General features: G+C 70.2%; 16 protein-coding genes. 5 read left to right on the forward strand and 11 right to left on the reverse strand.

Annotated elements, in window-relative coordinates; translation table 11 throughout:
* Positions 1–57: 57 nt before the first annotated feature.
* From ACHFIV_RS25050 to ACHFIV_RS25060, 3 genes are read right to left on the reverse strand one after another with little or no spacing between them, the layout of a single operon-like run.
* On the reverse strand, positions 58–987 hold the full coding sequence (locus ACHFIV_RS25050) for an HAD family hydrolase (RefSeq protein ID WP_398973184.1): 930 nt from the start codon (positions 985–987) through the stop codon (positions 58–60).
* 8 nt (positions 988–995) lie between these two features.
* Positions 996–3,506: a phosphoribosyltransferase gene (locus ACHFIV_RS25055; RefSeq protein ID WP_398973186.1), complete on the reverse strand. Its 2,511-nt coding sequence runs from the start codon at positions 3,504–3,506 to the stop codon at positions 996–998.
* A gap of 8 nt (positions 3,507–3,514) precedes the next feature.
* A complete protein-coding gene (locus ACHFIV_RS25060) occupies positions 3,515–4,675 on the reverse strand; it encodes an HpcH/HpaI aldolase/citrate lyase family protein (protein ID WP_398973189.1) in 1,161 nt (386 codons plus the stop codon).
* A 221-nt stretch (positions 4,676–4,896) separates the two neighbouring features.
* Here ACHFIV_RS25060 and ACHFIV_RS25065 point away from each other — a divergent pair, with 221 nt between their 5' ends.
* Positions 4,897–5,781: a TerD family protein gene (locus ACHFIV_RS25065; protein WP_398973191.1), complete on the forward strand. Its 885-nt coding sequence runs from the start codon at positions 4,897–4,899 to the stop codon at positions 5,779–5,781.
* 33 nt (positions 5,782–5,814) lie between these two features.
* Here ACHFIV_RS25065 and ACHFIV_RS25070 read toward each other — a convergent pair whose 3' ends face one another.
* The 6 genes from ACHFIV_RS25070 to ACHFIV_RS25095 all read right to left on the reverse strand — a co-directional run bounded on the left by ACHFIV_RS25070 (position 5,815) and on the right by ACHFIV_RS25095 (position 10,512).
* Positions 5,815–6,549, reverse strand: a complete 735-nt coding sequence (locus ACHFIV_RS25070) for a Tellurium resistance (protein WP_398973194.1) — start codon at positions 6,547–6,549, stop codon at positions 5,815–5,817.
* A 162-nt stretch (positions 6,550–6,711) separates the two neighbouring features.
* Complete coding sequence (locus ACHFIV_RS25075; protein ID WP_398973197.1) at positions 6,712–7,848, reverse strand: DUF475 domain-containing protein; 1,137 nt, start codon at positions 7,846–7,848, stop codon at positions 6,712–6,714.
* Positions 7,849–7,917: 69 nt separating this feature from the next.
* On the reverse strand, positions 7,918–8,493 hold the full coding sequence (locus ACHFIV_RS25080; RefSeq protein ID WP_398973201.1) for a TerD family protein: 576 nt from the start codon (positions 8,491–8,493) through the stop codon (positions 7,918–7,920).
* A gap of 152 nt (positions 8,494–8,645) precedes the next feature.
* Positions 8,646–9,221, reverse strand: a complete 576-nt coding sequence (locus tag ACHFIV_RS25085) for a TerD family protein (RefSeq protein ID WP_203185949.1) — start codon at positions 9,219–9,221, stop codon at positions 8,646–8,648.
* Between the two features lie 220 nt (positions 9,222–9,441).
* Positions 9,442–9,909: a peroxiredoxin gene (locus ACHFIV_RS25090; protein ID WP_398973204.1), complete on the reverse strand. Its 468-nt coding sequence runs from the start codon at positions 9,907–9,909 to the stop codon at positions 9,442–9,444.
* Between the two features lie 165 nt (positions 9,910–10,074).
* Complete coding sequence (locus ACHFIV_RS25095; protein ID WP_124276683.1) at positions 10,075–10,512, reverse strand: DUF3052 domain-containing protein; 438 nt, start codon at positions 10,510–10,512, stop codon at positions 10,075–10,077.
* Between the two features lie 480 nt (positions 10,513–10,992).
* Here ACHFIV_RS25095 and aceE point away from each other — a divergent pair, with 480 nt between their 5' ends.
* Both aceE and ACHFIV_RS25105 read left to right on the forward strand, forming a co-directional pair.
* A complete protein-coding gene (aceE, locus tag ACHFIV_RS25100; RefSeq protein WP_398973208.1) occupies positions 10,993–13,725 on the forward strand; it encodes a pyruvate dehydrogenase (acetyl-transferring), homodimeric type in 2,733 nt (910 codons plus the stop codon).
* Between the two features lie 78 nt (positions 13,726–13,803).
* Positions 13,804–14,676 carry a potassium channel family protein gene (locus tag ACHFIV_RS25105; protein ID WP_398973210.1) on the forward strand — a complete coding sequence of 291 codons (873 nt, stop codon included), beginning with the start codon at positions 13,804–13,806 and terminating at the stop codon, positions 14,674–14,676.
* Here ACHFIV_RS25105 and ACHFIV_RS25110 read toward each other — a convergent pair.
* Together ACHFIV_RS25110 and ACHFIV_RS25115 are read right to left on the reverse strand one after the other, a co-directional pair.
* Complete coding sequence (locus ACHFIV_RS25110) at positions 14,657–15,076, reverse strand: peptidase inhibitor family I36 protein (RefSeq protein ID WP_398973212.1); 420 nt, start codon at positions 15,074–15,076, stop codon at positions 14,657–14,659. The genes ACHFIV_RS25105 and ACHFIV_RS25110 overlap by 20 nt on opposite strands.
* 199 nt (positions 15,077–15,275) lie before the next feature.
* Entirely contained in the window at positions 15,276–16,763 is a 1,488-nt protein-coding gene (locus tag ACHFIV_RS25115) for an MFS transporter (protein WP_398973575.1), read from the reverse strand.
* 238 nt (positions 16,764–17,001) lie between these two features.
* Between ACHFIV_RS25115 and ACHFIV_RS25120 the strand changes: the two genes are divergently transcribed.
* A complete protein-coding gene (locus tag ACHFIV_RS25120) occupies positions 17,002–17,670 on the forward strand; it encodes a TetR family transcriptional regulator (RefSeq protein WP_398973216.1) in 669 nt (222 codons plus the stop codon).
* A 236-nt stretch (positions 17,671–17,906) separates the two neighbouring features.
* Complete coding sequence (locus ACHFIV_RS25125; RefSeq protein ID WP_398973219.1) at positions 17,907–19,118, forward strand: alpha/beta hydrolase; 1,212 nt, start codon at positions 17,907–17,909, stop codon at positions 19,116–19,118.
* The last annotated feature ends 26 nt before the right edge of the window (positions 19,119–19,144 follow it).

A 19,144-nucleotide genomic window follows, 5' to 3' on the forward strand; every position in this document is an offset into this window, starting at 1 on the left:
CGGGTCTCCTCCGTTCGCGGCGGCCCGTCCAGCTTGCCGAAGATCGCCCGCGCCCGCTCAGCGGCTCGCCTGCCGGCGGCCGGCGGCGCGCAGGAACCGGCGCACGATCTCCTCGCCCGCGGCGCCGCCCCGTTCCCTGAGCACCTCGGTGTTGGGCGCGCCCCAGCCGCAGTCGGCGAGCTCGCCGTGACCCGGGCGCCATGCCCGGTGGGCGGCGAGCAGCAGGTCGGCGTCCAGGAGCGAGTCGCCGGCCGCGAGCGTGAGCGTGGCGCCGCAGCGGCGGGCCACCTCCTGCATCGCGGCGCTCTTGGTGAGCGGCTTCGGTACGGCGTAGATCTTGCGTCCCTGGAGGGAGACGGTCCAGCCCCGGGGGTCCGCCCAGGCCGTCAGCTCCTTCACCCAGCCTTCGGGGAGGGCGCCGCGGTCGACGACGAGGTAGGCGAAGAGGTTCTCGGCGATCCTCTCCTTGAGCAGCCAGGAGGGGTCGCCGGCTGCCCGGAGGTGGGCACGGACCTCGGCGAGGGAGGCGCACTCGTCCTCGATCCGCCGGACCACGTGGTCGTGCCAGTCCGGGTCGGACACCCCGTCGACCAGGATGTGCCCGCCGTTGGCGCAGATGGCGTACGTGGGGGCGGGTCCGGGGAGGTGGATGCGGCCGTACTGCTCCCGGGTGCGGGTGGTGGTCGGGACGAAGACCGTGGTGCGGGCGAGTTCGTCGAGCAGTGCGGCGGCCGTCTCCGTCATGTAGCAGAGGGGCGCACCGCCGTACACCTCCACGCAGAGCAGGCGCGGGGCCTGCGCGTCCGGCATGGCCAGTTGCAGGGACGCCGCCGAGTAGATGAGGGTGCGGTCCAGGTCGCTGGCCACCAGCGTCACGGGGGCGTCCACGGCGTCGACGGCGGCCTCCACAGGGGCGTCCACAGCCTCCACAGGGGCGTCGGCGGCATGCACGCGGGCGTCCACAGCGGTGCCCGGGGTCGTGCTCACGGTGTCGCTCACTTCGCCGCCACCGCCGTGCCGTCCGCACCGGTGGCGCCTCGGGTGTACTTCGGGTGGATCAGCCCGACGCAGGTGTACGGGAGCTCTCCGACCTCCTCGACGGGGACGCCTCGCTGTTCGGCGAGCAGCCGTACGTGGTCGAGGTCGGCGCCGGCTCCCCGTTTGGCCAGGATCTTCCAGGGGACGCGGCGCAGCAGCACCCGGGTCGTCTCGCCGACGCCGGGCTTGACCAGGTTGACGTCGTGGATGCCGTACTCCTCGCTGATGCGTTCGACGGCGGCCCAGCCCTCCCAGGTGGGGGCGCGGTCCGCTGCGAGCATGTCCTTCGCCTCGGCGTCGACGGCGTCTATGACCTCGTCGAAGCGGGCGGTGATCGTGTCGAGGAACAGACCCGAGACGTCGGAGTCCGCGAGTTCGCGGTAGAACTTCGCCCCGTGGAAGTCGTGGGGGCCGACCAGGTCGGAACGCAGGACCGTGCGGGAGACCAGTCCGGACACCGTGGAGTTGAGGCAGGCGGACGGGATGAGGAAGTCCTCGCGCGTCCCGTACGTCCGCACACAGCCGCCGGGGTCGGCGAGTACGGCGATCTCCGGGTCGAAGCCCTCGAAGTCCTCCAGTGCCGCGGCCAGCTCCCGGGTGATGGCGCCCTTCCCGGTCCAGCCGTCGACGAAGACGACGTCGGCGGGGTCGTGGTGGGCGGCCAGCCAGCGCAGGGCGTTGGCGTCGATGCCCCGGCCCCGGACGATGGAGACGGCGTAGTGCGGCAGGTCGAGGCCGTGCCGGTGCTGGGCCCATCGGCGCATGAGGACGCCGACGGGGGTGCCGGCCCTGGCGAGGGAGACCAGGACGGGGCGGGGCCCCCTCTCCGCGAGGACGGTCTCGGTGACGGTGCCGACGGCACGGGCGATCCGGGCCGCCGAGGTCTCCGAGGCCGCCTTGAACAGCTCCTGGTACCGAGGGCTCGGCTGGTACTCGACGGGGAGCGATTCGGCGTAATGGGCGCCGCCGCTCTGGATGGCCTCCTCGCGCTCCTCGGTGGGGGCCTCCAGTCGTGTGTGGGAGAGGTCCTGGAGCAGCCAGCCGACGTCGTCCGCCGCGTAGGAGGAGAAGGCGGGGCCCCGGAGGGGGTCGGGCAGCATGGCGGCTTCCTGCCTGTGGGAGGTCGTCGGCACGGTCCCGCCGGGGGCCGGCGGCGGGGTGTACGAGGGGATCACCGCGAGCAGGACCTGGTCGGTGTGCCCGGCGAGCTGGGCCAGCAGACCGTCGGGGGCGTGCAGGGCGGGGGTGTCGGCTGCGGAGTCGACGACGGCCACGACGGCGTCGAACCCCGCGCCCGCGACGTTGTAGGCGTACCGGTCGCCGGGCCCGTCGGCGGGGTCGTCATGGGCCGGGAAGACGAGGCGGCTGCGTATCGCGTAACCGGGGTCGTCGACGGCGAGCACGGGTGAGCGGGTGGTGGTGGAGTAACGCACCTCGGCGGTGGTGGCGTCCTCCAGGGCGGTGGCGAGCCGCAGAGGCGCGTACATGAGCTCCTCGAAGCCGAGGACGAGCACCCTGCGGGCGTCGCCCAGGGCGTCGGCGATGCGCGCCCCCATGGCCGGGAGGGCGGCTTCCAGGGCCGCGCGGTGGACGGGGGTGAAGCCGTGCCGGCCCCCGTCGGGCACGCCGGCCGGCCAGTCGAGGGGGACGCGGACGGGGGCGGGCCGTGGCGCGCGGGGTGCGCCGGCCGCACGGGGCGCGTGGCCTGCTTCGTGCGCGGCGACCAGGCTCCGGCCCTTCTCCAGGACTCCGTCGGGCAGGCGCACGGTGCCACGCGCCCGCACCACGAGGTCGACGCGGGCGCCGATCTCCTGGGCGAACTCGGCGAGACGCCCCTGGTCGGCCTCGGACCGCATGTCCACCAGGGCGACGATGACGTACCGCTCCCTGGGGTAGCGCGCGTGGAGGGCCCGGACGGTGTTGAGGACGGTGTTGCCGGTGGAGAACTCGTCGTCGACCAGGACCAGCGGTGAGCCCGCCTCCTTCGCGTGCAGCAGGTCCGGGTCCTCGGGCAGCAGCAGGTGGGAGGTGGCGTGCGAGTGCGCCTCCTCGAAGCCGCCCGCCGTCGCGACGCCTTCGACGGGCCGCCGGGTCGAGTGGAGGTACGGAGCGACGCCGATCCCGTCCGCGACGGCGTGGCCGAGGCCCGTCGCGGTCTCCGCGTACCCGAGGACGACGGCACGGCGGGCCTCCGCCTCGCCCAGGAGGTTCCGGACCCTCTCGCCTAGCTCGAAACCGACGCCGTGGACGAGGGACGGCCTCTGCGGCACGTGTTTGCCCAGCACGTTCGAAACGAGCAGATGGGCCCGCTTCGGGTTCCGGCGCAGGGCGAGGCCCAGCAGCTCCCGGAGTTCGCCGTCGCCGGCGAGCTCGACCCCGAGCCGCCCGGCGACCCAGTTACCCGACCACTCCACGTCCACTGCCTCTTCTTCCCGTATGTGCTCGTGTGCCCGCCCGTACTCGCCCATGCCGGCCGTCAGCCCGTCACGCCGGCGGCCAGGAGCTCCACGAAGCCGACGTCCTCACGGGCCACGCCGAAGACCTCGGCCCGCTGCAGGGTCCGCTCGGCCCAGGCGCGGTGGGGCTTCACTTCGTTCATCTTGTTGGTGTACGCGGAGCGCAGCACCCCGCCGCCGCCCCGCTCCGGCCGCAGGATGTCCTGCGCGTCGCTGTACTCCTCGTGGCTGACGACCGACAGCGCGTGCACGGGCAGGACGTGGGACGGATGGATGCAGGTCTTGCCGAGCAGTCCGTTGGCCCGGTCGAGCTCGATCTCGCGCAGCAGTCCGTCGAGGTCGTGCTCGATGAGGGCGGTGCGCAGTTCCTCGGCCTGCCCCATGAAGGGGCTGCGGCGCAGCTGGGGCTTGAACATCCGCTCCTGGAGGCGGAAGTACTCCCACACCGGCCCGGTGATGGTGAAACCGGTGCCGTCCGCGCGGCCCAGCACGTTGACGACGTCGCCGATGACGGCGCCGACGATCTGTACGTCGTACGCCGTCATGTCGGGCGCCCGGCGCAGACCGTAGGCGGAGCAGAAGTCGGTGACACCGAGCCGCAGGGCCAGGACCCGGTCGCGGTACTTGTCGACGGTGCGGGCGATCCCGCGGAGGGTCTCCCCCCTGGTCTCCAGGTGGAGCAGCTCGGGTGATTCGAGGACGGGCATGGCGAACAGCCGGTGCCCGCTGGCGGCTTCGGCCGCGGTGAGAGCCTCCAGGAAGAGCTCGCCCCGGTCCTCCGTGAATTTGGGAAGTACGAATCCGGACAACAATCGGACGGAGCTTCCGAGCCGCTGTACGAGGTCGGAGATCTGGTCCGGTTCGCGGACCCTCACGAACAGGAGAGGCACCTCCGCGTCCCTCGCCTCGAGGTCGGCGAACTGCCGGACGAGGTTGGCCTCGGCGCCGGTGACTTCGGCGTCGTCGATGGAATCCTCCAGGCAGAGCACCATGGAGACGACTCCCTGACCGGCCTGCTTGATCACGTCGTCGGCCAGCCTGGGCCGCGTCGCGGGGCTGTAGAGAGTGGCACCCAGAGCCGCGGACAGCACGTGGGGCGAGGAGCCCGTGTGGAATTCACAGGGCTCCCTGAAGAACAGGCTCTCGCGGACAGCGGGCGAGATGTGCCCGAAATGACGCATGTGATTCCCCCGTACTGCCATAGAGACCGGACAAACGTATGGCCGGTAATAGTACGTTCGGGGAGGTGTCGCCAGTTCCCCGGCACGGTGAACTTCGCGTGTCCCCGGCGTAATGCGCACGTCGCGCGGCGCGCCTGCCGGGCCGCCGCGGACAGTGCCTGGCCTACTGGCTCGTACCCCCGCGTTGTCCGGACACCCCACCAGCAGGCAGGATGACCGCCATGACGCACGCGATGCTGAAGGGCTCGAACGTCCCTCTCGACGCCACGGCGGTACGGGCCGTGCTGCGCTGGACCCCGGGCCCCGGGGTGCCGGATGTGGACGCCTCCGCCCTGCTGATCGGCCCCGCCGGGCGGGTGCGTTCCGACGAGGACTTCGTCTTCTACAACCAGCCGCGGCACCCTTCGGGCCTCGTGCGGCGCCTGCCCAAGCGCAGTGGCCCCGAAGGGCTCACGGACACGATCGAGGCCGACCTCTCCTCGCTCGACCCCTCCGTGGACCAGGTGGTCATCGCCGCGTCCTGCGACGAGTCCGCGTTCGAGCGCGTGACGGACCTGCGGATATCGCTGTACGACGCGGCCTCGGCCGACGGTGAGCCGCTGGCGGTCTTCGACGTGCGGGCGGAAACCGGTGAGGAGACCGCCGTCATCTGCGGCGAGCTGTACCGGCGCGGCGACGGCTGGAAGTTCCGTGCGGTGGGACAGGGCTACCCGACGGGCCTCGTCGGTCTGGCCACCGCCTTCGGGATCTCGGTGGACGAGGCCGAGGCCGCGTCCGAGCCGGGCCCGGCGGCCGTGCCCAGCCCTCCCGGGCCGTCCACGTCCTTCCCGCCCGCGCCGGAGCCCACCGCGCCCGCGCCCGACTCGCAGGCCACGGTCCAGCACCAGCAGCCCGCCTACGGCTACCCACAGCCCCCTGTGGCGCCCCAGCCGGCCTACGGCTACCCGCAGCAGCCCCCCGCGGCCCCGCAGCCCGCCTACGGATACCCGCAGCCCCCGGCGGCCCAGCCGGCCTACGGCTACCCGCAGCCCGCCGCGGCGGCGGCGCCCGCCGCGGACCCGAACTTCGTGCTCCCCCCGCAGGGCCCGCAGTTCCTCCGGCCGTGAGCCGGAGGCGCGGCCGCCCTCCACGGCGCGCACTCAGGCCCGTGTCTTGTAGCCGCGCCCCCACTGCATACCGAAGCCGTACATCCGGTCCAGCTCCGACTGGAAGCCGTAGACGAACTTCACCTCGCGCCGCACGATCAGCTCGCCCTTGACGTTGTCCACCGTGAACACCGCGCAGGAGCGGGCCTGCGGAGCCCGCTCGTCCAGCTCGATCTCGATGCGCGGGCCGTTGCCCGGATAGAGCGTCACCTTGGCGTGCGTGCGGTCGAAGGCCGGGGTCTGGTCGTAGATGTAGACGAAGAACAGCAGGCGCTTGATCTCGTCGCGCTTGTCGAGGTTCACGTAGACGGTCTCGCCCGACGGCGCCCCGAAACGGTCGTCGCCGCTGAGCCTGATGTACGGCGGCCCGTTCAGGTCGCCGATGAAGTTGCCCAGGGGCTGCACGACCCCCTTCGTACCGTCCGTCAGCTCGTACATGCAGCCCAGGTCGAGGTCGACGTTGACCATGCCCTGGGTGTGCGCCTGCACGACGTCCGGCTGGAAGAGCTTCAGCGGACGCAGCAGCCGGCCGCTCTGCCGCGACCTGCCGCCGAAGTCCGACGTGCGCATCCGCCACGACAGGTTGACGCGCAGATTGCCGGTCAGCGCGCCCTGTTTGTTCAGCGAGACCGTCGCGTTGCGCTTGGAGAGCACGATCGAGTTCGTCGCGGAGTTACCCGACTCGAACTGCGCGGCCCGCCGCGGAAACAGGCCGTCCCAGAAGGCCATCCCAACCCCCACATGTATCGGTAAGTACCGCCCGGCCCCGTCTGCGCGGCCCGCACGCCCACATGGCGCTGCGGGGCGGCCACCGGGCCGGGTCCGGGTGTTCCCGGAGAACCGCCGCCGTGGGCCGCCCCGCAGAGAGAGCGTTCCTCATTCCCTACCGGGTCACACCCCGGAGGAGACTTCCGCCTTGGAACCGTCGCCGCCGGACGCCGCGAGGGCCTTGTTGCGCCGGACCGAGGACCAGAAGGACCAGGCGATCAGGATGACGCCGACGGAACCGGTGATGAGCTCGTTGATCTCGTACTGGATCGTGACGAGCAGGATGACCGCGAGGGCGCCGATCGCGTAGTGCGCGCCGTGCTCCAGGTAGACGTAGTCGTCCAGGGTGCCCTGGCGGACCAGGTACACGGTGAGCGAACGGACGTACATGGCGCCGATACCGAGGCCGAGGGCCATCAGCACGATCTCGTTGGTGATGGCGAAGGCGCCGATGACGCCGTCGAACGAGAAGGACGCGTCGAGGACCTCGAGGTAGAGGAACATGAAGAACGCGGCCTTGCCCGCCAGGACGACACCGGAGACCGGCTTGCCGGCCTTCTTGGCCTCTTCCTCCGCCTCGTGCTCGCGCTCCTCCTCCTCCTCGAGCTTGTTCTCGAAGAATCCGGACAGGCCGCCGACGACGAGGTACGTGATCAGACCGGCGATGCCCGAGAGCATCACGGTCTCCGCCTTGTCCGCGTGACCGCCGCCGTGCTGGTGGGCGTGGGTCGCGAACGTCATGGCCGTGATCATCAGGACGATGAGCGCGACGCAGACGGACAGCATGTCGACCTTGCCGAGCTTGGCGAGCGGGCGCTCGAGCCAGCCGAGCCACTTGATGTCACGGTCCTCGAAGATGAAGTCGAGGAAGATCATGAGCAGGAACATGCCACCGAAGGCGGCGATGGACGGGTGGGCGTCCGTCACCAGTTCCTTGTACCGGTCGGGATCATTGAACGAGAGATCAATGGCCTCGATGGGTCCGAGCTGCGCGCTGACGGCCACGATCACGACGGGGAAGACCAGCCGCATACCGAAGACCGCGATGAGCACGCCGATGGTGAGGAAGATTTTCTGCCAGAAGGCACTCATCTTCTTCAGGATTCCGGCGTTGATCACCGCGTTGTCGAAGGACAGCGAGATCTCCAGGACCGACAGGATCGCGACGACGCCGAATGCCTGCCACCCCCCGTAGAACACCGCTGCGACCAGGCCGAGCGCGGTGACCGCGAACGACCAGCCGAAGGTTTTCAGAACCACTGGCTACCCCATCATGTGTGTAAGGGTCTCCCCCGGTGAGTACGGGGCTCCCCCGCGCCGTGCGCGGCTTTACGAAACGTTGACCCCGAAGTCTAGAGCGATGCCCCGGAGCCCTGATGCGTACCCCTGTCCGACTGCACGGAATTTCCATTCCCCGCCGTACCTGTAGAGCTCACCGAAGATCATCGCCGTCTCCGTGGACGCGTCCTCGCTGAGGTCGTACCGCGCCAGCTCCTGACCGTCCGCCTGGTTCACCACGCGGATGAAGGCATTGCTGACCTGACCGAATGTCTGCCCACGATTGTCGGCTTCATGGATCGAGACCGGGAAAAGAATCTTGTCGCAGTGCGCCGGCACCTGCGTCAGGTTCACGATGACGGACTCGTCGTCGCCGTCGCCCTCACCCGTGAGGTTGTCACCGGTGTGCTCGACGGAGCCGTCGGGGCTGGTGAGGTTGTTGTAGAACACGAACCACTCGTCGCCGAGGACCCGGCCCGACTGGCACAGCAGTGCGCTGGCGTCGAGGTCGAAGTCGGCTCTCGTCGTGGATCGCGCGTCCCAGCCGAGCCCGACCAGCACCTGCGTGAGATCCGGTGCGGCCTTGGAGAGGGAGACGTTGCCTCCCTTGGCGAGCGTGACGCCCATGATGTGTCCTCCCCGAGTCGATGGACGGTCTTGCCGGCCCGGCACGGGCGCCCAAGGACGCGGGGCGCCCTGCCGAGCACGTCCGGCGCCGCACGTGGTGCGGCGCCGGACGTGGTGGAGCCTGGAGGGTCCGGATGTGGGTCCGGACCGGCTCAGACGTTGACGCCGAAGTCCTGCGCGATGCCGCGCAGACCCGAGGCGTACCCCTGGCCGATGGCGCGGAACTTCCACTCCGCGCCGTTGCGGTAGAGCTCGCCGAAGACCATCGCGGTCTCCGTCGAGGCGTCCTCACTGAGGTCGTAGCGGGCGAGCTCGGTGTTGTCCGCCTGGTTCACCACGCGGATGTACGCGTTGCGCACCTGGCCGAAGCTCTGCTGACGGCTCTCGGCCTCGTAGATCGAGACCGGGAAGACGATCTTGTCGACGTCGGCCGGGACGCCGGCCAGGTTGACCTTGATGACCTCGTCGTCGCCCTCGCCCTCACCGGTGAGGTTGTCACCGGTGTGCTCGACGGAGCCGTCGGGGCTCTTGAGGTTGTTGAAGAAGACGAAATTCCCGTCGCTGCCGACCTTGCCCTCGGCGTTCGTCAGCAGCGCGCTGGCGTCGAGGTCGAAGTCACCACCGGTGGTCGTCCGGGCATCCCAGCCCAGACCGACGATGACCGCGGTCAGGTTCGGCGCGGCCTTGGTCAGCGAGACGTTGCCGCCCTTGCTGAGGCTGACTCCCACGAGTCCTCCAAAAAGTGTTGCGAGGGCCGGCAGACACCAGCGCCCCCGTTGTGCGTTGGCATAGGATCAACGATTGGATCCTAGTGACCGGTTCCCGGCCAAAACAGGCTTTTGGCCGGTCGCCGCCAGGAGATCCCCGTATCCGGCGGGTCGCAAACCCGGGATCCCGCACATCCCGGGCGGCGGACCGCGCGCGGGCCGGTCCGGGGGCGTCCCCGGATCAGATCGAGTCGAGCGCCTTGACGTAGTCGTTCAGGTCACGCGCGTCCGGCAGGCCGTTGACGACGCTCCAGCGGACCACGCCCTGCTTGTCGATGATGAACGTGCCGCGTACCGCGCAGCCCTTGTCCTCGTCGAAGACGCCGTACGCCCGCGAGGTCTCCCCGTGCGGCCAGAAGTCCGACAGCAGCGGGTACTCGAGGCCCTCCTGCTCGGCGAAGACGCGCAGGGTGTGGATCGAGTCGTTGGAGACGGCGAGCAGCTGGGTGTCGTCGTTCTCGAACTTCGGCAGCTCGTCGCGGAGCGCGCACAGCTCCCCCGTGCAGACGCCGGTGAAGGCGAAGGGGTAGAAGAGCAGCACCACGTTCTTGGCGCCGTCGGTACCCCGGAAGTCGGAGAGCCTCACGGTCCGCCCGTGGTTGTCCTTCAGCTCGAAATCCGGAGCCTGCGTGCCGACCTCGATCGCCATGTGAACGCGTCCTTTCGCAAACGTCGCACTTCCCCGGCCTGGGCCGTCCGGGTGGCTCCCACCCTACGCAGCGCCCCCCACCGGATCAGGGAAGGCCCGCACCCGCACGTACGAAGGCCCCCGGCGGCGGGCTGCCGTCGGGGGCCTCGGGTGGTGAAGGAGCTCTCAGCGCTTGGCCTTGGCCCCCTTGGGAGTGACCAGACGGCTGCCCGTCCAGTCCTTGCCCGCGTTGATGCTCTTGGTCTGGGCAAGACCAGCTGTCTGGGCAGCCTCGTTGATGTCGCTCGGCTCGACGTATCCGTCTCGGCCGGTCTTGGGCGTCAGCAGCCAGACCGCCCCGCCGTCCTCGATCAGACCAATGGCATCCACCAGCGCGTCCGTAAGGTCGCCGTCCTCGTCGCGGAACCAGAGCAGGACGACGTCAGCGACGTCGTCGTAGTCCTCGTCGACGAGTTCCTGGCCGATTGTGGCCTCAATGCCCTCACGGAGCTCCTGCTCGACGTCGTCGTCGTAGCCGATCTCCTGGACCACCTGTCCGGGTTCGAACCCAAGCCTCGCGGCCGTGTTGGTCCGTTCCTCCGCGTGGTCCGCGGTCGCGCTCACGGGTTGCCTCCTGATCATGTTTCGGAAAATGCTTCAGCCACGCGCGTGCGCGGGGCGTTGGCCGTAGTCCACACGGGCTCGGCGAATCGCGCAAGTACCCGGCGTACGAGACCGCCTAAACGGTGACGTTCCCTGCCACGTCACCGCAACGTCCGGCATGTCCCCTGCGGGGCCGGAAACGGTGTCCGGACCCTTTACGTCCTTCCTCAGCTTATGCCGTTTCGCTCCGCCATTCGGATTCGAACGGGCTTTGGGAACGCTTGGCCGGGTTGGGCGTATGGTTGCGGTTTGGGCGGGGCCGCCCCCGACACTGCCGTGCTCGTGCCCGGACACGGCGTCCGGGAACCTTGTGTTACCCCACAGTAGAGATGACGTTTGGGCCCTCGCGGTACACGATGGACACGGCTTACAGCAGCCGCCCGGGGGTACGTTCCCCGCAACCAGGCCCCGAAGAGCACCACCGAACAGCGAAGGAACAGCGTGGCTTCCGGATCCGATCGCAACCCGATCATCATTGGCGGCCTTCCGAGCCAGGTCCCGGACTTCGATCCTGAAGAGACCCAGGAATGGCTCGACTCCCTCGACGCCGCCGTCGACGAGCGCGGCCGTGAGCGGGCCCGCTATCTGATGCTCCGGCTCATCGAGCGCGCGCGTGAGAAGCGCGTGGCCGTGCCCGAGATGCGCAGCACCGACTACGTCAACACGATCGCCACGAAGGACGAGCCGTTCTTCCCCGGCGACGAGGAGATCGAGCGCAAGGTCCTCAACGCGACCCGGTGGAACGCCGCGGTGATGGTCTCCCGCGCGCAGCGTCCCGGGATCGGTGTCGGCGGCCACATCGCCACCTTCGCCTCGTCCGCCTCGCTGTACGACGTGGGCTTCAACCACTTCTTCCGGGGCAAGGACGACGGCCTGGGCGGTGACCAGATCTTCTTCCAGGGGCACGCGTCCCCGGGCATCTACGCCCGCGCCTTCCTGCTCGACCGCCTGAGCGAGGCCCAGCTCGACGGCTTCCGCCAGGAGAAGTCGAAGGCCGGGCACGCGCTGTCCAGCTACCCGCACCCGCGGTCCATGCCGGACTTCTGGGAGTTCCCGACCGTCTCGATGGGCCTCGGCCCGCTCGGCGCGATCTACCAGGCGCGGATGAACCGCTACATGGAGGCGCGCGGCATCGCCGACACCTCCGCGTCGCACGTCTGGGCCTATCTCGGCGACGGCGAGATGGACGAGCCGGAGTCGCTCGGCCAGCTCTCCATCGCCGCCCGTGAGGGTCTGGACAACCTCACCTTCGTGGTCAACTGCAACCTGCAGCGGCTCGACGGGCCGGTGCGCGGCAACGGCAAGATCATCCAGGAGCTGGAGTCGCAGTTCCGCGGTGCCGGCTGGAACGTCATCAAGCTGGTCTGGGACCGCACCTGGGACCCGCTGCTCGCGCAGGACCGCACGGGCATCCTGGTCAACAAGCTGAACACCACCCCGGACGGCCAGTTCCAGACGTACGCGACCGAGACCGGGGCGTACATCCGTGAGCACTTCTTCGGTGACGACCCGCGGCTGCGCGACATGGTCAAGGACATGTCCGACGACCAGATCCTGCACCTGGGCCGCGGCGGTCACGACCACCGGAAGGTCTACGCGGCCTACGCGGCGGCCAAGGCGCACAAGGGCCAGCCGACCGTGATCCTGGCGCAGACGGTCAAGGGCTGGACGCTCGGACCGAACTTCGAGGGCCGCAACGCGACCCACCAGATGAAGAAGCTCACGGCCGACGACCTCAAGCGCTTCCGCGACCGCCTGCACATCCCGATCCCCGACAAGCAGCTGGAGGACGGCAACCCGCCGTACTACCACCCCGGCCGCGACTCGGAGGAGATCCAGTACATGCACGACCGCCGCAAGGGTCTGGGCGGTTACGTCCCGACGCGCGTGGTGCGGGCGAAGCCGCTTCCCCTTCCGGACGAGAAGGCGTACGCGACCGCGAAGAAGGGGTCGGGACAGCAGTCGATCGCCACGACCATGGCGTTCGTCCGCGTCCTGAAAGACCTTATGCGGGACAAGGAGATCGGCAAGCGGTTCGTGCTGATCGCGCCCGACGAGTACCGCACGTTCGGCATGGACGCCTTCTTCCCGAGTGCGAAGATCTACAACCCGCTCGGTCAGCAGTACGAGTCCGTGGACCGGGAGCTCCTCCTCGCCTACAAGGAGTCGCCGACCGGCCAGATGCTGCACGACGGCATCTCCGAGGCCGGCTGCACGGCGTCGCTGATCGCCGCGGGTTCGGCGTACGCCACGCACGGTGAGCCGCTCATCCCGGTCTACGTCTTCTACTCGATGTTCGGGTTCCAGCGCACCGGTGACCAGTTCTGGCAGATGGCCGACCAGCTCTCGCGCGGGTTCGTCCTGGGCGCGACCGCCGGTCGTACGACTCTGACCGGTGAGGGGCTGCAGCACGCGGACGGCCACTCGCAGCTGCTCGCGTCGACGAACCCCGCCTGCGTCTCCTACGACCCGGCGTTCGGGTACGAGATCGCGCACATCGTCAAGGACGGTCTGCGCAGGATGTACGGCGAGGACAGCGAGGACGTCTTCTACTACCTCACCGTCTACAACGAGCCGATCCAGCACCCCGCCGAGCCCGCCGACGTGGACGTCGAGGGCATCCTCAAGGGCGTGTACCGCTACCGCGACGGCGAGAAGGGCCGGATCCCGGCCCAGATCATGGCGTCCGGTGTGGCGGTCCCGTGGGCGGTGGAGGCCCAGCGGATCCTCGCCGACGAGTGGGACGTGAAGGCGGACGTCTGGTCGGCGACCTCCTGGAACGAGCTGCGCCGTGAGGCCGTGGAGGTGGAGCGTCACAACCTGCTCCACCCGGAGGAGGAGCAGCGTGTGCCCTATGTGACGCAGAAGCTGTCCGGCTCCGCGGGCCCGTTCGTGGCGGTCTCGGACTGGATGCGTTCCGTGCCCGACCAGATCTCGCGCTGGGTGCCCGGCGCGTACCAGTCGCTGGGTGCGGACGGTTTCGGCTTCGCCGACACCCGGGGCGCGGCCCGCCGCTTCTTCCACATCGACGCGCAGTCGATCGTGCTCGCGGTGCTGACCGAGCTGGCGAAGGAAGGCAAGATCGACCGTTCGGCGCTGAAGACGGCGCTCGACCGTTACGAACTGCTGGACGTGGCCGCCGCAGGGCCCGGCCCGGCCGGGGGCGACGCGTAGGGCGCGACGGCAACGATCCGGTGACGGGCGGCGGACCCAGCGGGTCCGCCGCCCGTGCGTTTCCCTACGATGCCGGACATGAAAGAGCGAACCGCCCAGATCCGCTGGGAACAGCGCATGCAGGTCCCGCTACTGGGGCTCGCTCTCGCGTTCGCGATCGCCTACGCGGTTCCCATCGTCGCGCCGGGCGCCCCGCGATGGACGCACGAGGCGTGCCTGGCCGCCGAGTGGGCCGTGTGGGCGACCTTCGCCGTCGACTACCTGGTGCGGCTGGCGCTCGCACCCGCCAAGTGGCTTTTCGTGCGCAGACATCCGCTGGACCTGCTGGCGGTACTGCTGCCACTGGTGCAGCCGCTGCGGCTGCTCCGGGTGGTGTCCGCGCTGCTCCTGATGGGCAGGCGGGCCCGGATGGCCTCCCAGGTCACGCTGACGGCCTACGTCGGCGGCACGGTGGCCGGGCTGATGATGTTCGGCTCGCTGGCCGTGCTCCAGGTGGAGCGGAACGCGGTGGACGGGAACATCAAGACGCTCGGCGACGCGGTGTGGTGGTCGTTCACCACGATGACGACCGTCGGGTACGGCGACCTGGCACCGACGACCGGTCTGGGACGGCTGCTCGCCGTCTGCCTGATGCTTTCCGGGATCGCCCTCCTCGGTGTCGTGACGGCCAACATCGCGGCGTGGTTCATCTCCCGCTTCGAGCGGGACGATGCCGAGGAGCGCCGGCAGACCGCGCTCCTGGAGGCACTGACGAGCGAGGTCCGCGCGCTGCGGTCCGAGGTGGCCCGGCTGTCGGGCACGGAGGCATCCCGCCCCGTGCCCGAGGTGCGGACGGGTGCCCCGGACGTCCCCGCGCCCGGGGGTCAGGTGCCCGCACCCGTGGCCGCCGAGGCCCCCCGCGCCTCACTTGATCTTCAACCTAGAGATCGAGTCAGCTCTCCCAGATCTTGAAGGCCCGCACCGTGTAGGGCGACCGGGGCACCCAGGTGCCGCCGCCCGGGTAGGTCTCGAACTCACCGGTCTCGGCGCACTCGGCCGACTGGTAGGTGGTGACGGGCCGCCCGGTGCGGTTGACGAGTGCCTGGGCGTGGCCGCCGGCCGGCAGCGGGACGCAGCTCTCGATGTCCACGGTGGACAGTTCGCTGACGTGCCTGGTTCCGGTGAAGTCCGGCTTCGCCCAGAGACAGAGCTGCCCCGCTCCGCAGGGCGCGAGGCCCGCGGGTGCGGCGTGCGGTGCGCTGCGCGACTGCTCGTGCGCGGAGTGGACGGCCGGCGCGGCACCTGAGGACAGGGCGGTGGCCGGGACGAGTGCGGTGGCCGCCAGGGTGGCGGCGAGGACGGTCGTGCGCATGGTGGATCAACCCCCGTGGTCCGGCGAGCCGGGCGGCTCGCCGTGTCCGCACTCTGACCCGCGCGGGCGGGGGCCGGGAAGGGGCCGGGCGGCGGACCACCCTGATAGGCGACAGCCCCGCCGGTACCGTCCGGCGGGGCTGTCGGATGCGCTGTGTTGACGCCTGGGCCCAGGGGCTGCCCGGGACGTCGCCGCGGGGTCAGATGTGGCCCGCGCCCATCCCGGCCTCGGCGTTCGTGCCGCGCTTGGCGAGGGTGGCCACCAGGGCGGCGGCCACGGCGACGATGCCGGCGACCATGAAGGCCGAACTCATGCCCGACACGAACGTGTCATGGGCGACGCCAGTGATCTTCGCCGCGATCTCCGGCGGGGTGTCGGAGGCGACCGGCGGCATGCCGACCTTGATGGCGGCGGACGCCTGCTCCAGCTGTGCCGGGTCGACCGGCGGGAGCTCCGCGGCCTTCCAGTTGTCGCCGAGCTTCGCGTCGACCTGGGCCGCCATGACGGCGCCCAGCACGGCCGTACCGAGACTGCCGCCGACCTGCATGGCGGCCTGCTGGAGTCCGCCCGCGACACCGGAGAGCTCCATGGGGGCGTTCCCCACGATGACCTCCGTGGCGCCGACCATGACCGGCGCGAGACCGAATCCGAGCAGGGCGAACCAGAGCGACATGGTCAGCGTGCCGGTGCCGATGGTCAGCTGCGACATGCCGAACATGGCGACCGCGACGGACACCATGCCGCCGACCAGCGGTACGCGCGGGCCGAACCTGGTGATCGCGACGCCCGCGAGCGGGGAGCCGACGATCATCATGCCGGTCAGTGGCAGCAGGTGCAGGCCGCTGTCCACCGGGCTCATGCCATGGACGTTCTGCAGGTAGAAGGTGACGAAGAAGAGGCCGCCCATGAAAGCGAACGCCATCAGCACCATCAGGACCACACCGGCGGACAGCGGCACGGAGCGGAACATGGCCAGCGGGATCAGCGGCTCGCGGACGTTCTTCTGGGAGAGCGCGAAGACGAAGAAGAGGACGAGGGCGGCGCCCAGGAAGCCGAGTGTCTTCCAGTCGCCCCAGCCCCACTCCGAGCCCTTGATCAGCGACCAGACGAGGCAGAACATCGCCTGCGACAGCAGCACGATGCCGCCGATGTCGAAGGACCTGGGGGCGTTCTCGGCGCGGTGGTCACGGAGGATCACGAGGCCGAAGAGGAGCGCGACCACACCGACGGGCACGTTGATGAAGAACACGGACTGCCAGCTGACGTGCTCCACGAGCACGCCGCCGAGGATGGGCCCGGCCGCGGTCGAGGCACCGATCACCATGCCCCAGATGCCGATCGCCATGTTGAGCTTCTCGGCGGGGAAGGTGGCGCGGAGCAACCCCAGCGCCGCAGGCATGAGGAGCGCGCCGAACAGGCCCTGCAGCACCCGGAAGAAGATCACGAGGGAGACGCTGTCGGAGAGGCCGATGGCGGCCGAGGCGACGGCGAAGCCCGCGATGCCTATGAGGAACGTCTGGCGGTGGCCGAAGCGGTCACCGAGCTTGCCGGCGGTGATCAGGGAGACCGCGAGGGCGAGCATGTAGCCGTTGGTGATCCACTGGACGTCGGCGAGCGAGGCGCCGAGGTCCTGCTGGATGGCGGGGTTGGCGATCGCGACGATCGTGCCGTCGAGCGCCACCATCATCACGCCGATGGCGACGGCGAAGAGCGTCAGCCAGGGATGGCCGCGCAGCCCTTTCGCCGGGGCGGGAACAAGGGTGTCTTCAGGCTCCCGCGGCGCCTTCTCGACAGTGGTCTGACTAGTCATGCACAGGACGTTATGTCAGCCACTGACAGTTGACAAACCAATTCACAAGACAGTAACTGTCACGTAGCTCACAGGTAGGCTGAGCAGGGAAAAGCAGCGAGAAGAGGTCCTGTACGTGACACGCAGGCAGACATCCGGGGCCGCCGCGCCAGAGGCTTCGGCCGGGTTGCGCGAACGCAAGAAACGGCGCACCCGCGAGGCCCTCCTGCACGCCGCCCTCAGGCTCTTCACCACGCAGGGGTACGAGCGGACCACGGTGGACGAGATCGTCGACGCCGTCGAGGTCTCCCAGCGCACCTTCTTCCGCTACTTCGCGAACAAGGAGGCCGTCGCCTTCGCCGTCCAGGAGGCGGTGGACGCCCGCTTCCTCGCGGAGCTGCGCCGGCGCCCCGCCTCGGAGGCCCCTTTCGAGGCGATGCGCAGGGCGGCGGTGGACGCCTGGAGCACGGTCGCCGAAACCGACGACGAGGACGTCACGGCCGAGCTCCAGATGCGCGCCTACCGGATGATCGAATCGACCCCCGCGCTGCACGCCGCGCACATGCGGCGCAACATCGGCCTGGAGCAGCAGACCGTCGTGCTGATCGCGGAGCGTGAGGGTCTCGACCCGGAGTCCGATCCCCGCCCCCGGGTCGCGGTGGCCGCCTTCACCGGGGTGCTGCGGATGACCGGACAGCTGTGGGGCCGGAGGCCGGACGCGGGTGTGGACGCGCTGCGGGATCTCACCGAACTGCACCTGGACCAGCTCGGACCTGCGCTCTCCGGTAGCTGGCGCGCCGCATAGGCCCTCCTTTACGCGCACCGCACAGGTGTGCCGCACTCCTCACCGCGGCCGCATGGCCGAACTCACAAAGGCCGGTTGCTGCCCGCCGTTCCACGCGTCCGGCGGAGGCCCGACGCACCGCAGCGTGGATCCGTCGCGCACGGAGCGTGAGGAACGGGCCGCCCATTCCCCGCGGTCGAGTGATCCGCGTCACCCCTGCGACGACGCCCCGTGCGCGTCTCCTAGGGTGGGGCGCAGTGACTTCCTTCGACTCCTCCCCCACTCTCACCGCGTGGCGCGCGCTGCTCGCCATCGCGGTGGTGTTCGTGATGCTGGCGACCACCGGATGGACCGCGGTGCGTCAGCAGCACTCCGCCGCACCGCGTGAGACGGCGCTCGCCTCGTGGGCGAAGGACCGGATAGCAGGTCACGGCCTCCCGGACGTGAGCGCTCCGGCGTACCGGCTGGCGCACTTCTTCGCGACGCTCACGGCGGGCCAGCAGGTCGCCCTGGCCGACAAGTACCCGCTGGTGGTGGGGAACCTGAACGGCGCGCCGGTCACCTTGCGGTACCGGGCGAACCGGCACGCCCTGGCGCAGGCGGAAGCCGCCGAGGAACAACGGACGCGGGACACGCAGCTCTCGCCGGACGGGCGGCATCAGGCCGTGCTCCGGCTGGCACGCTTCCGCTCCCTGCTGGCCGGTGACCGGCAGATCCTCACCTTCGACCCGTCGGGCCGGGGCCGGGCCGCCGAGGTGTTCGGCGACCTCGACCGCGCCGAGCGGGTCTCGGTCGTCGTGCCGGGGGTGGACACGAACCTCCTGACGCTGGAGCGCAGCGGCGTCAGGAGGAACGCGGCTCCCGTCGGCATGGCGCAGTCGCTGTACGGCGCCGAGCGCTCGGCGCGCCCGGGTTCGCGTACGGCGGTCATCGCGTGGGCCGACTACACGGCGCCCGCCGGAATCGGCATGGACGCCGCGCTGGGCGGACTGGCGGCGCAGGGCGCGGTGCGGCTGAACGCCCTGGTGACGGCGCTGCCCGGCACCTCGGACGTCTCGCTGTTCTGCCACAGCTACGGTTCCGTGCTGTGCGGTCTGGCCGCGCGCGAGCTGCCGTCCCGGGTGTCCGACATCGCGGTCGCCGGCAGTCCCGGGATGCGGGCGGACAGCGCCGACGCGCTGCAGACCCGGGCCAGGGTGTGGGCGATGCGCGACAGCGACGACTGGATCGAGGACGTGCCGAACATGGCGGTCGGCGGACTGGGGCACGGTGCCGATCCGGTCGACCCGGCCTTCGGCGCGCGGATCGTGTCGGCGAGCGGCGCGGTCGGGCACAGCGGGTATTTCGAGCCGGGCACGGAGAGCCTCAGCAACTTCGCCGCGATCGGCGTGGGGGCCTACGACTCGGTCAGCTGCGCGCCCTCCGACGGCACCTGCCACCGCGAGATCTCCGGCGACGCGGAGGTCTGACGCGCGTAGAGAGGCGTCTGACGCGC

Source organism: Streptomyces sp. ALB3, from assembly GCF_044385685.1.
GTDB lineage: Bacteria > Actinomycetota > Actinomycetes > Streptomycetales > Streptomycetaceae > Streptomyces.

Coding starts and splice junctions, on each gene's coding strand:
- ACHFIV_RS25055 (WP_398973186.1), bottom strand. CDS start 3,506: ATGGGCGAGTACGGGCGGGCACACGAGCACATACGGGAAGAAGAGGCA.
- ACHFIV_RS25060 (WP_398973189.1), bottom strand. CDS start 4,675: ATGCGTCATTTCGGGCACATCTCGCCCGCTGTCCGCGAGAGCCTGTTC.
- ACHFIV_RS25065 (WP_398973191.1), top strand. CDS start 4,897: ATGACGCACGCGATGCTGAAGGGCTCGAACGTCCCTCTCGACGCCACG.
- ACHFIV_RS25070 (WP_398973194.1), bottom strand. CDS start 6,549: ATGGCCTTCTGGGACGGCCTGTTTCCGCGGCGGGCCGCGCAGTTCGAG.
- ACHFIV_RS25080 (WP_398973201.1), bottom strand. CDS start 8,493: ATGGGCGTCACGCTCGCCAAGGGAGGCAACGTCTCCCTCTCCAAGGCC.
- ACHFIV_RS25090 (WP_398973204.1), bottom strand. CDS start 9,909: ATGGCGATCGAGGTCGGCACGCAGGCTCCGGATTTCGAGCTGAAGGAC.
- ACHFIV_RS25105 (WP_398973210.1), top strand. CDS start 13,804: ATGAAAGAGCGAACCGCCCAGATCCGCTGGGAACAGCGCATGCAGGTC.
- ACHFIV_RS25110 (WP_398973212.1), bottom strand. CDS start 15,076: ATGCGCACGACCGTCCTCGCCGCCACCCTGGCGGCCACCGCACTCGTC.
- ACHFIV_RS25115 (WP_398973575.1), bottom strand. CDS start 16,763: ATGATGGTGGCGCTCGACGGCACGATCGTCGCGATCGCCAACCCCGCC.